Source organism: Pseudomonas sp. IT-93MI4 (assembly GCF_949767635.1).
Taxonomy (GTDB): domain Bacteria; phylum Pseudomonadota; class Gammaproteobacteria; order Pseudomonadales; family Pseudomonadaceae; genus Aquipseudomonas; species Aquipseudomonas putida_A.
Window position 1 is genome coordinate 42071 of record NZ_CATKPP010000006.1, and the last position, 12303, is coordinate 54373.

Genomic DNA, 12303 nt, shown 5'->3' on the forward strand with positions numbered 1-12303 from the left:
CCAACAGAGATTGGGGGCAACTCTTGAAGTTATTCAGGAGAAAAAGCCCGGAAAAACCGTGACTTAGGCTGGTTGTTTTTTGAGCTGGAGCCTGGAGGGCTTGATTGGCGTGGGGTACAGGGATGGGCGAACACGTTATCCACAGATCCGCCAACAGGGATTGTGGGTAAACACACTGAGATCTGCTGCCCCTTAACCAATGTGGGAGCGGGCTTGCTCGCGAAAGCGGTGGGTCATTCAACTTTGATGCAGCTGAAACGACGCTTTCGCGAGCAAGCCCGCTCCCACAGGGGGTGTTCAGTGTCTGGAAGATCGTGGCTAGCGAACGACGCCTTCTTCGATCAGGAGTTTGAGGATCGCTTCCGCCCCGGCCTGCGCTGTAACGCCCTTGAGCACTTGTCCACCACCCCCACTGGCCTTGGCCGTCGCCGCTTTCATACGGTCCGCACCGCTCTTGGCCTTGATCACCTTCAAACGTTTCGGCCGTGGCTTGGCCGGCTGCAACGTGGCAACCGCCAGCAGTTCATCGTCCAGCACCTCAACGTCTTCGGCATTCAACACCCCGCGTCGCGCCGGGCCGTAGGCACTCTGTCGAGGTTTGGGCGCGGCGTTATCCACAGTCGCCAGAAACGGCAGCTTCACCTTCAACCGCCGCCGCTGCCCGCGAGGCAAGGCTTGCAGCACCAGCGCCGAACCGTCGGTGATCGACTCGACCTGCGCCAGCCCCACCACCAGCGGCCAGCCCAGCCCTTCGGCCAACAGGAACGGCAACATGCCCGAGCCTTCGCCGGTTTCCGCCTGACTGCCGGTCAGCACTACCTGGGCGCTGGCATCACGCAGATACGCGGTCAGCGCCGGCAAGGCGTCGGCGCCAGCGGGTTGCTCCAGCACATGCAGCTGTTCCAGGCCCATGCCCAGATAGGCGCGCAGTGCCGGTTCCGCGACATCCCCGGCATGCAGCACTTGCAGGTTATCCCCAGCCAGTTGCAGGCCCAGTTCTACGGCGCGCGCGTCCTGTTCGGCGCGGCGTGGCCGGCCCGAGGTCGGATGGGCACCGATGGAAACCAGACTGATGATCTTTGTGCTCATAACCCGTTCCTTAAGCCGCATCGCGCTTGGCTTCGTTGCGGTAAGCCGCTACCGCCGCGATCAACGCCTGAAGAATTTCCGCGCTCTCGCCAATCACCGACAGGTCGGCGCGTTTGATCATGTCGCAACCGGGGTCGAGGTTGATCGCCACCACCTTGTCACAGGCACCGATGCCCTGCAGGTGCTGGATCGCCCCGGAGATACCCACAGCCACGTAAACCCGCGCGGTGACCCAAGTGCCGGACGCACCGACCTGCCGATCACGGGCCATGAAGCCATCGTCTACCGCGACCCGCGAGGCGCCTTCGGTGGCGCCGAGTGCCGCAGCGGTCTGGTGGAACAGCGCCCAGTCCTTGACCCCGTTGCCGCCGGAGAAAATGAACTCGGCTTCGGCCATCGGAATCGCCGCCGGGTCCACCGCGACCGCGCCAAGATCCTCGATCCGCGACAGGCTGCGCGCCACCGTTGTGGATAACTCCACCGGCAGCGCCTCATGACGGGTTTCGCTGACCGGTTCCGCGCATTCGGCTGCGGCCAGAATCAAGCGTGCGACCGGTCGCGCCAGGTCTTGCAGGCCCGCGCCAGCGCGACCGATGCATTCCTGATCCTTGACCTGCCAAACTCGCGTTGCCGGCCGTTCGCCCAGTGCCGCGGCAAAACGCCGACCGAGTTCGCCGCCACCGCTGCGGCTGTCCGGCAGCAGCCAGTGGCGCGGATTGAACTGGTTATCCACAGCCCGCAGGCCCTGCACCCGTTGCTCCGGTGCATAACCGCTGAATTGGTCGCCCTCCAGTACCAGCAAGCGATCGACGCCGGCCGTGGCGAAGGCGTTCTCTTTGTGCTCGCCAAACACCACCGCCAGCACCGCGCCGTCGTTGCCGGCCAGTTGATGAGCCAGGCCGAGCAAGTCGCGGTCGTGGCTGCTCAGGCGGCCGCCGACCATGTCCGGCACCACGCTGATGTAGAACGCCGGGGCTGGCACCTGATGCAGCGGCAACTGCACTTCAACCGTGGCCGAGCGTTTGACCGCCCCGCCCTGTTGCGCGCCGCTGCGGTCGATACGCTTGATGCCGTTGGGGCCGATGAATCCGATGCCGTGCAGGTTCTTGCGGATGACACCATTGGGGCCCATCCAGCTGTGTTGCGCCGGTTGCATCGCCGCGTGCAACGGGTGCAGGCGGTTACGCGCAATCCATTCGGCGCGCGGGTCGCGGCGGATAATGTCGCTCATCAGTGGGCCTCCGCAGGTTCACGTTTGGCCGGTGCAGTCGGCTTGTTCGGCGCGGCGTCTTCGAGCAGCGCGTCGGCCACCAGCTCGGCGATGTCCTTGATCAGCGGACGCGGTTCGACCACGCCCTCGAGCATCGCAGTGCACTGTGGACAACCTACTGCCACCAGCTCGGCGCCGGTCTCGCGGATATCATCCATGCGCATGTCGGGGATCCGCTGCTTGCCGGGAATGTCGGTGATCGGCGCACCGCCACCGCCGCCGCAGCAGCGCGAACGGAAGCCGGAACGTTGCATCTCTTTGACCTCGATGCCGAGGGCGCGCAGCACTTCACGCGGCGCCTCGTACTCGCCGTTGTAGCGGCCGAGGTAGCACGGGTCGTGGTAGGTCACGCTGTTGCCTTTGTGCTGACCGAGATTGAGCGCACCGGCCTGGATGATTTCCGCCATGTAGGTGCTGTGGTGCTGCACCAGGTAGTTGCCGTCGAACGCGCCGTACTCGTTTTTCAGCACATGGAAGCTATGCGGATCGCAGGTGACGATGCGGTTGAAGCTGTATTTGGCCAGGGTCTGGACATTGCGTTTGGCGAGCAGCTGGAAGGTCGCTTCGTCGCCTAAACGCCGGGCCACGTCACCGCTGTCACGTTCTTCGAGGCCGAGTACGGCGAAGTCGACCTTCGCGGCTTTCAGCACTTTGACGAACGCACGCAAGGTGCGCTGGTTACGCATGTCGAAGGCACCGTCGCCGACCCAGAACAGCACGTCGGTGGATTTCTTTTCGCTGAGCAGAGTGAGGTTCAGATCCGCCGCCCAGTTCATCCGCCCGCCCGGAGCGAAACCGCCGGGGTTGTCAGTGGCGATCAGGTTTTCCAGGACCTCGGCACCCTTGTTCGGGGTCGCGCCTTTTTCCAGCGTCAGATGGCGGCGCATGTCGACGATGGCGTCGACGTGCTCGATCATCATCGGGCATTCCTCGACGCAGGCACGGCAGGTGGTGCACGACCACAGGGTTTCGGCATCGACCAGACCATTGACGATCGGTTGATGCGGATTGCCACTGTGTTCACCAATGGGCTTGCCGGGATACGGGCTGCCGGCAAACTTCGCGTCAGTGCCGCCAGCGAGGCCGACGACCATGTCCTGAATCAGCTTTTTCGGGTTCAGCGGCTGGCCGGCAGCGAACGCCGGGCACGCCGCTTCGCACTTGCCGCACTGCACGCAGGCGTCAAAACCGAGCAACTGGTTCCAGGTGAAATCCTTGGGTTTTTCCACGCCGAGCGGCGCGCTTGGATCATTCAGATCCAGCGGTTTCAAACCGGTGGAACGACCGCCGCCAAAACGTTCGGCGCGGCGGTGCCAGGCCAGGTGCAGGGCGCCGGCGAAGGCGTGCTTCATCGGCCCGCCCCAGGTCATGCCGAAGAACAGCTCCGACACGCCCCACAAAACGCCGAGCCCGAGAATCGCCGCCAGCAGCCAGCCGCCGAAGTTCTCCGGGAGAATTCCGGCCACCGGCAGGGTCACCAGGAAGAACGAGGCGGAGAAAGCCAGCAGGCTTTTCGGCAGGCGCATCCACGGGCCTTTCGACAACCGTGCCGGCGGGTTGAGCCGGCGCCGGTAAACGAAGAGCGCACCGACGAACATCACCGCCGTCATCAACAGCAGCGCATAGCCGAGGATGCGGCTATGCAGGCCGAAACCGTGCACCAGAATCGCCAGCACGATCGACGCTACCGCCCCACCGGCCGTGGCGACGTGGGTGTTGGCGATGTATTTGTCCCGCGCCACCACGTGGTGCAAGTCGACCATGTAACGCTTGGGCATGGCCAACAGGCCGCCGATCAGATCGACCTTCGAGGCCCGGCCCCGACGCCACATGGCCACCCGCCGCAACGCACCCAGCACCGCAAGGGCCAGGGCTGCGAACAACAGGATTGGAAGAAGGGTGTTCAACATGGTGAAGCTCCCACCAGTACAGCCTGGAGAAACACGGTCCGCTTTACTGTGGGAGCGGGCTTGCTCGCGAAAGCGCTGGATCAGTCAGCTCATGCACAACTGACAGAATGCATTCGCGAGCAAGCCCGCTCCCACAGTGGTCATGTGCAAGTCCTTAGAAGTCTTTGCACAACCGCAGGGCGTCATAGATCGCAGCATGGGTATTACGCTGCGCCACGCAGTCGCCGATGCGGAACAGTAAGTAACCGTCACCGGTACTGCTCAACGATGGCTGCGGCTGGATCGCGAACAACGCTTCGACGTCGATCTGGCCCTTGTTGCGCGAACCCTCTTTGAGCGCGTAGTAGATTTCCTCATCCGGACGCACGCCGTTTTCCACCACCACCTGATCGACCACCCGCTCCTCTTTGGCGCCGGTGTATTCGTTCTCCAGCACCGCCACCAGCTTGTCGCCTTCGCGGTAGACCTTTTCCAGCATCATGTCGCCGGTCATGATCACTTCTTTCGGGTACATGCTGCGGTAGTAGGTCGGGAACGACGTACCGCCGATGGCCACGCCCGGCTTGATGTCGTCGGTGACGATCTCGACCTGGCTGCCCTTGTCGGCGAGGAAGTCGGCGACCGACATCCCGGTGAACTCGCAAATGGTGTCGTAGACCAGCACGTTCTTGCCCGGCGCGACCTTGCCGTCGAGCACGTCCCAGCTGCTGACCACCAACCCTTCGGCGGCGCCCCAGTGTTCGTTCTGCTCAAGGAATGGATGCCCACCGACTGCCAGCACCACCACGTCCGGACGCAGATCCATAATGGTTGCCGCATCGGCCGCAGTGCCCAGGCGCAGGTCGACTTTCAGCCGCGCCAGCTCCAGCTGGAACCAGCGGGTGATGCCGGCGATCTGGTCACGTTGCGGCGCTTTCGACGCGGTGGTGATCTGTCCGCCGATGAATTCTTTCTTCTCGAACAGGGTCACGTCGTGGCCACGCTCGGCAGAGACGCGTGCTGCTTCCATCCCGGCCGGGCCGGCACCAACGATCACCACTTTGCGTTTGACGCCTGTGGACTTCTCGATGATGTGCGGCACGCCCATGTATTCACGGGAGGTCGCGGCGTTCTGGATGCACAGCACGTCCAGACCTTGATACTGACGATCGATGCAGTAGTTGGCGCCGACGCATTGCTTGATCTGGTCGATCTGGCCCATCTTGATCTTGGCGATCAGGTGCGGGTCAGCGATGTGCGCACGGGTCATGCCGACCATGTCGACGTAACCGCCTTCAAGGATGCGCGTGGCCTGGTTCGGGTCCTTGATGTTCTGCGCGTGCAGCACCGGAACCTTGACCACTTCCTTGATTCCGGCCGCCAGGTGCAGGAACGGCTCCGGCGGATAGCTCATGTTCGGAATCACGTTGGCCAGGGTGTTGTGGGTGTCGCAACCCGAGCCGACGACGCCGATGAAATCGAGCATGCCGGTGTCGTCGTAATACTTGGCGATCTGCTTCATGTCCTCGTGCGACAGACCATCCGGGTGGAACTCGTCACCGCAGATACGCATGCCCACGCAGAAGTCGTCGCCGACCTCGGCACGCACGGCTTTCAGTACTTCCAGGCCAAACTTCATCCGGCCTTCGAAGCTGCCACCCCATTCGTCGGTACGCTTGTTGACGCGCGGGCTCCAGAACTGGTCGATCATGTGCTGGTGCACGGCCGACAGCTCGACGCCGTCCAGGCCACCGGCCTTGGCGCGACGCGCCGCTTGCGCGTAATTGCCGATCACCCGCCAGATTTCTTCCGGCTCGATGGTCTTGCAGGTCGCACGGTGCACCGGTTCACGGATACCCGACGGCGACATCAGGGTCGGCCAGTGGAAACCGTCCCAGCGCGAGCGTCGGCCCATGTGGGTAATCTGGATCATGATCTTGGCGCCATGCTTGTGCATGGCGTCGGCGAGGTTCTGGAAGTGCGGAATAATCCGGTCGGTGGACAGGTTGACCGAACTCCACCATTGCTGCGGACTGTCGATGGCGACCACCGACGAGCCACCGCAGATCGCCAGGCCAATGCCGCCCTTGGCTTTCTCTTCGTAGTATTTGACGTAGCGCTCGGTGGTCATGCCACCGTCAGTCGCGTAGACCTCGGCGTGCGCGGTGCTGAGCACGCGGTTACGGATGGTCAGTTTGCCGATCTGGATCGGCTGGAACATTGCTTCGAAAGCCATGGCGGGTTCCTCGACTTACAACGGCTTGACGGTGAACAGGCCGTCGTCGTGGCCTTCTTCGGAGCCACCGTAGACTTGCTCGGCAACCGTACGAATCTTGCTGCCGCGAGCGGCGAGGATCTGGTCCATGGCGCCGGCAAACCAGCCGGTGAACATGTAGTCGACCTTGCGCCCGACCTTGCCGTACACATAGACGAACGCGGAGTGTTCGAGCTTGACGCTGGCGGTGCCTTTGTCGAGGTCGATGTCCTGAATCTTGAACAGGCCCCAGCCGCGTTGCGACAGGCGCTTCATGTAGTGTTCGAACACCGCGACGCCTTCCAGGCCGTGACATTCGGCTTCTTTTTCACACCAGTGCCAGGCGGACTTGTAGCCGGCCTTGTAGAGGATTTCGGCATAGGCGTCGGCGCCCAGCACTTCCTCGATACCCATGTGGTTGTTGACGAAGAAGTGACGTGGCACGTAGAGCATCGGCAGGGCGTCGGAGGTCCAGACACCGGTTTCGCTGTCGACTTCGATTGGCAATTGCGGGGCGATCTTGGCCATGGAAACTTAACTCCAGAAAATTCGTGGTTGGTGCCGAGCGAAGCTTTTGCTTTGCTCTTATAAACAAGCCGTATGAATGACTTTGGAGCCGTAGCGAGCACGTCGAGAGCAAGGAAGGACCGGAGCGACAAGCGAGACAGTACGGGACGTACGGCGAGTTTGGCGCGAGGACCTGACGCAGCTATCGGCGAGCGGAGTAGGCTCCAGAGTTATTCATTCGCCCCAGACGTCTTTGAGGACGTTCACCCAGTTCTCGCCCATGATCTTGCGCACCACACGCTCGGAGTGGCCGCGCTTGAGCAGGGTTTCGGTCAGGTTCGGGAACTCGCCGACGGTGCGGATGCCCAGCGGGTTGATGATCTTGCCGAAGCTGGTCAGACGGCGGGCGTAGCCCTTGTCGTGGGTCAGGTATTCGAAGAAATCCTGGCCGTGACCCTGGGTGAAGTCGGTGCCGATGCCGATGGCGTCTTCGCCGACGATGTTCATGGTGTATTCGATGGCTTCGGCGTAATCGTCGATGGTCGAATCGATGCCCTTGGCGAGGAATGGTGCAAACATGGTCACGCCGACAAAACCGCCGTGGTCAGCAATGAACTTCAGTTCAGCATCGGACTTGTTGCGTGGGTGCTCTTTCAGACCCGACGGCAGGCAGTGGGAATAGCAGACCGGTTTTTTCGATTCGAGGATGACTTCTTCGGAAGTCTTGGAGCCGACGTGGGACAGGTCGCACATGACGCCGACGCGGTTCATCTCGGCGACGATTTCGCGACCGAAGCCCGACAGGCCGCCGTCACGCTCGTAGCAACCGGTGCCGACCAGGTTCTGGGTGTTGTAGCACATCTGCACGATGCCGACGCCGAGCTGCTTGAACACCTCGACATAGCCGATCTGGTCTTCGAACGCGTGGGCGTTCTGGAAGCCGAAAAGGATGCCGGTCTTGCCCTGCTCCTTGGCGCGGCGGATGTCGGCGGTGGTGCGCACCGGCATTACCAGATCGCTGTTTTCGCGGATCAGCTTCTGGCTGGCGGCGATATTGTTCACAGTCGCCTGAAAGCCTTCCCACACCGACACGGTGCAGTTGGCCGCCGTCAGACCGCCCTTGCGCATGTCTTCGAACAGCTCGCGGTTCCATTTGGCAATGATCAGACCGTCGATAACGATGCTGTCGGCGTGTAATTCGGCTGGGCTCATCAGGCGTCCCCTTATTGGCGATTCATGCGCCGAATCGTCTGCCGGCGCTTTGGGGCCAGCATATGCCTCGGTGCCGGGGCGACCGGGTGCAAAAACGACAGGGGAATTGCCGAAAGCGTCAATCCGCGACAAAGGGTCGCCAGGCGCTCCGATCAGCTACCTGTTCAAGCCCGCACGCTTGAGCCAGAATCTGGCGCATCTTGGATACATCACTGGATTAGAGCGGCGACAACCATGAAATCGATCTTCCTGGCTTTGGCACTGATGGCGACCGGCGTACACGCCGCCGAAGAGACCGACAACAACCCGTGCGACGCGGTGGAAAACGACGTCCAGACCCTGGAATGCTCGACCTACAGCCGCAGCACCGCCGAAGACCTGCTCAAGGACAACTACGCCAGCCTAAACGAGCGCATGCAGACCACCTACGGCAAAAACGCCGCGCAACTGGCCGACATCACCGCCAAACTGAAAACCGCCCAGCAACAATGGCTGAAAACCCGCGACGCCGATTGCGCCGTGGAAGCCTTCCCCGCCACTGAAGGCAGCAAGGCATTCAAGATTGCGCAGAATGACTGCGTGGCACGGATGAGTGACGAACGGTCGGAGTTTTTGGAGTCGATCGGGCAGGAATGATCCTGAATGTTCCGCTGAAAGCTGGAACTGCCTCCAGCTTTCAGCCGCACTATCCCCTCTTCCTACAAAGTACTCCGACCTCGCCTACACAAATTTCTTGAACGCCCGAAGCTGCGGGCCTTTCACGCAACATGCTGTCAACGATTGTTGATTGGCCTCCGAAGAAACATAAGCAAAGATTCGCGAATCTTATAAAAGACTTATATTCTTCCATGAACAGCATCCACTGGACGCGAAAGGCCGTTAAGCAACTCTTGAAATTGCACACCGTTCATCAGGGACAGGTTAGAGATGCCGTCACGGCGCTTGCCGACATGCCTGATGTTGGCAATGTCAAAGCACTGATTGGCCATGACTATGCCTACCGCCTGCGCGTCGGCAATTATCGAGTCATGTTCGACTGGGATGGCGTAATCAAAGTGGTCAGTATTCAAGAGGTCAAAAAACGTGATGAACGCACCTACTGAAATCCAAATCATCAACGATGCCGAGGGCAACCCCGCCTTCGTAGTCATTCCCTACGCTCAATACGTTGCGCAGAAATTGCAGCCCGATCTGATCCCGCATGAGGTGGTCAGTCGCATGGTTGACGGGGCGACACCGATCCGTGCCTGGCGCGAACACCTGAACCTGACACAGGAAGAAGTGGCGAAACGTCTGGGAATTTCCCAGCCGGCGTTCGCTCAACAGGAAACAGTAGCGAAGCCACGCAAGGCAACCCGCGAGAAAATTGCCGCAGCGTTCGGCATCAGCGCCAATCAGCTTGAGTTGTAGGCTGCCCTCTTCATTCAAAGGAATTCCCATGAACATCTGCGGCATCGAAATCAAAGGCAGCGAAGCGATCATCGCCGTGGCCTCCCTTGACGGGCCAACGCTGAGCCACGTGGCACTTAACACCAAGAAAATCGCCCTCGACGATGATGACGAGGCGGCCAACGTCAAACGCTTCGCGGCGCAGGTCGCTTCGTTTGTGCGCGAGCATTCGATTGACCGGATTGCGATCAAGAAGCGCAGCAAGAAGGGCGAGTTTGCCGGTGGGCCGACCACGTTCAAGATCGAGGGTGTGTTTCAGTTGCTGGATGGGTGTGAGGTGACGTTGCTGTCGCCGCAGACGATCAATGCGCAGGCCAAGAAGCACAACTTTGAGCTGCCGGGGACGTTGAACAAGTATCAGCATGAGGCTTACAAGACGGCGTGTTCGGCGTTGGTGAAGAAGTAACCTTTTCTTCAGACACTGAAGATCAAAAATGTGGGAGCGGGCTTGCTCGCGAATGCGGTGGATCAGTCAACTCATGTTTCGACTGACACTCCGCTTTCGCGAGCAAGCCCGCTCCCACATTGGTTTTGTGTGCATCCATTCAGGCTTGGGCGGTACGCCGGTCTTCACGGGGACAGCGAGCGAACCTCGCGCGGTAGCTGCGGGTGAAATACGAAGGTGATTCAAACCCGCAGGCGATGCTGACTTCGAGCACACTCATATCCGTCTGGCGCAATAACTGCCGGGCCTTTTCCAATCGCAGACGCAGATAAAAATTGCTCGGAGTATCGTTCAGATGCAGCCGAAACAAGCGCTCCAGCTGCCGCCGCGTGACCTTGATCGATTCCGCCAGTTGCAGCGTGGTCAGCGGTGGTTCGCTGTGTTGCTCCATCTCGCCAATCACTTGCACCAACTTCTTGTTGCTGATGCCGTAACGCGTGGCGACTTCCATGCGCTGGTGGTCCTTGCGCGGACGAATCCGCCCCAGCACGAACTGCTCGCTGACCTGGATGGCCAGTTGCGGGCCATGGGCCTGGGCGATCAGGTCGAGCATCAAATCGATGGAGGCGGTGCCACCCGCCGAGGTAATGCGCCGCCGATCGATCTCGAACAGTTCCTGCGTCACGCTGAGCTGTGGATAAGACTCTTTGAACGCATCGATGGCTTCCCAGTGCAGGGTCAGGCGATGACCGTCGAGCAGGCCGGCCTCCGCGAGGACGAAGCTGCCGGTGTCGATAGCGCCAAGGGTCACGCCTTCGTTGTCCAGGCGTCGCAGCCAGTGCTCAAGGGTCGGCGTGGCGAACTTCAACGGTTCGAATCCGGCCACCACTAACAGCGTCGCGCCTTTCTTCAGCGGCTCCAACGCCGCGTCGGCGTTGACCGACATGCCGTTGCTCGCCAGCACCGCCCCGCCATCGGCGCTGAGCACGTGCCAGCGGTACAGCTCGCCACGAAAACGGTTGGCTACCCGCAGCGGTTCGATCGCGGAGATGAAGCCGATGGCGGAAAACCCCGGCATCAGCAGAAAGTAGAAATCCTGGGACATGTGCGCACTCGGTTAGCGGGTAGCGTGGATCGTTGATACGCCGATTGTCGTCAGCGTTCAAGCGCACAGGTCGCTACAGTGCAAATGCCAGTCGCCGCAGTGCGCTTTCACGGGGCCGTTGCTGCGTAACTTTGCATCACCGGCACGCCAGATGCCGGAACTCACAATAAACGACCTGCCGAGGAACCCGACATGAAACGACTGATCAGCAGCTGTGTTCTTGCACTCAGCGGTACCGCTTTCTTGAGCGCCAGCGTCATGGCGGCCGAACCTGCGTCGTGCCAGAACGTACGCATGGGCGTCGTGAACTGGACCGACGTGATCGCCACCAGTGCCATGACCCAGGTCCTGCTCGATGGCCTCGGCTACAACACCAAACAAACCAGCGCGTCCCAGCAAATCATCTTCGCCGGGATCCGCGATCAGCGTCTCGATCTGTTCCTCGGTTACTGGAACCCGCTGATGACCCAGACCATCACCCCGTTCGTCGATGCCAACCAGGTCAAAGTCCTGCCGGCACCAAGCCTGAAGGACGCCCGCGCCACCCTCGCCGTGCCGACCTATCTGGCCGACAAGGGCCTGAAAACCTTCGCCGACATCGCCAAGTTCGAGAAGGAACTGGGCGGCAAGATCTACGGCATCGAACCGGGCTCGGGCGCCAACACGCAGATCAAGGCGATGATCGCCAAGAACCAGTTCGGCCTCGGCAAGTTCCAGTTGGTCGAGTCCAGCGAAGCCGGGATGCTCGCCGCCGTTGACCGCGCCGTACGCCGCAAGGAAGCCGTGGTGTTCTTCGGCTGGGCGCCGCACCCGATGAACGTCAACGTCAAGATGACTTACCTCACTGGCAGCGAAGACGCCCTCGGCCCGAACGAAGGCATGGCCACGGTATGGACCGTCACCGCGCCGAAATACGCCGAACAGTGCCCGAACGTCGGCCGCCTGCTGAGCAACCTGACGTTCACCGCCGAAGACGAGAGCCGGATGATGCAGCCACTGCTCGATCACAAGGACGCCTTCGAGTCGGCCAAGCAATGGCTCAAGGATCACCCCGAAGACAAGCAGCGCTGGCTGGAAGGTGTGACCACCTTCGACGGCAAACCGGCCGCTGAAAATCTGCAACTGACCAGCAAATAACCCAAG

At 61.1% G+C, this 12303-nt stretch carries 12 protein-coding genes; 5 read left to right on the top strand and 7 right to left on the bottom strand.

The window, feature by feature from the left end:
* Positions 1-318 precede the first annotated feature (318 nt).
* The 6 genes from ACM6I7_RS05030 to ACM6I7_RS05055 all read right to left on the bottom strand — a co-directional run bounded on the left by ACM6I7_RS05030 (position 319) and on the right by ACM6I7_RS05055 (position 8221).
* Entirely contained in the window at positions 319-1089 is a 771-nt protein-coding gene (locus ACM6I7_RS05030) for an electron transfer flavoprotein subunit beta (RefSeq protein WP_414888083.1), read from the bottom strand.
* 10 nt (positions 1090-1099) lie between these two features.
* On the bottom strand, positions 1100-2320 hold the full coding sequence (locus ACM6I7_RS05035; RefSeq protein WP_097089050.1) for an electron transfer flavoprotein subunit alpha/FixB family protein: 1221 nt from the start codon (positions 2318-2320) through the stop codon (positions 1100-1102).
* The gene (gene dgcB / locus ACM6I7_RS05040; protein WP_414888084.1) at positions 2320-4269 is read right to left on the bottom strand and encodes a dimethylglycine demethylation protein DgcB; all 1950 of its coding nucleotides are present in this window, start codon (positions 4267-4269) and stop codon (positions 2320-2322) included. Before dgcB ends, ACM6I7_RS05035 begins: the two co-directional genes overlap by 1 nt.
* Before the next feature lie 154 nt (positions 4270-4423).
* On the bottom strand, positions 4424-6484 hold the full coding sequence (dgcA, locus tag ACM6I7_RS05045) for a dimethylglycine demethylation protein DgcA (protein ID WP_047596497.1): 2061 nt from the start codon (positions 6482-6484) through the stop codon (positions 4424-4426).
* A gap of 15 nt (positions 6485-6499) precedes the next feature.
* Positions 6500-7030 (bottom strand): DUF5943 domain-containing protein, encoded by a 531-nt coding sequence (locus ACM6I7_RS05050; protein WP_007926354.1) that lies wholly within the window; start codon positions 7028-7030, stop codon positions 6500-6502.
* A gap of 213 nt (positions 7031-7243) precedes the next feature.
* Complete coding sequence (locus ACM6I7_RS05055; protein ID WP_007962626.1) at positions 7244-8221, bottom strand: dipeptidase; 978 nt, start codon at positions 8219-8221, stop codon at positions 7244-7246.
* 234 nt (positions 8222-8455) lie between these two features.
* Between ACM6I7_RS05055 and ACM6I7_RS05060 the strand changes: the two genes are divergently transcribed.
* From ACM6I7_RS05060 to ACM6I7_RS05075, 4 genes are all read left to right on the top strand, one after another.
* Entirely contained in the window at positions 8456-8857 is a 402-nt protein-coding gene (locus tag ACM6I7_RS05060; RefSeq protein ID WP_097089169.1) for a lysozyme inhibitor LprI family protein, read from the top strand.
* A 212-nt stretch (positions 8858-9069) separates the two neighbouring features.
* Entirely contained in the window at positions 9070-9324 is a 255-nt protein-coding gene (locus ACM6I7_RS05065; protein WP_414888085.1) for a type II toxin-antitoxin system RelE family toxin, read from the top strand.
* Entirely contained in the window at positions 9308-9631 is a 324-nt protein-coding gene (locus ACM6I7_RS05070; RefSeq protein ID WP_414888086.1) for a helix-turn-helix domain-containing protein, read from the top strand. The genes ACM6I7_RS05065 and ACM6I7_RS05070 overlap by 17 nt, the downstream gene beginning before the upstream one ends.
* 28 nt (positions 9632-9659) lie before the next feature.
* On the top strand, positions 9660-10076 hold the full coding sequence (locus tag ACM6I7_RS05075) for a DUF3010 family protein (RefSeq protein WP_414888087.1): 417 nt from the start codon (positions 9660-9662) through the stop codon (positions 10074-10076).
* Between the two features lie 139 nt (positions 10077-10215).
* On the opposite strand, the gene ACM6I7_RS05080 is transcribed toward ACM6I7_RS05075, so the two are convergent.
* Positions 10216-11160, bottom strand: coding sequence for a GlxA family transcriptional regulator (locus ACM6I7_RS05080; RefSeq protein WP_095121415.1), 945 nt, complete (start codon positions 11158-11160; stop codon positions 10216-10218).
* Between the two features lie 192 nt (positions 11161-11352).
* Here ACM6I7_RS05080 and ACM6I7_RS05085 point away from each other — a divergent pair, with 192 nt between their 5' ends.
* Entirely contained in the window at positions 11353-12297 is a 945-nt protein-coding gene (locus ACM6I7_RS05085) for a choline ABC transporter substrate-binding protein (RefSeq protein WP_414888088.1), read from the top strand.
* Positions 12298-12303: the final 6 nt, after the last annotated feature.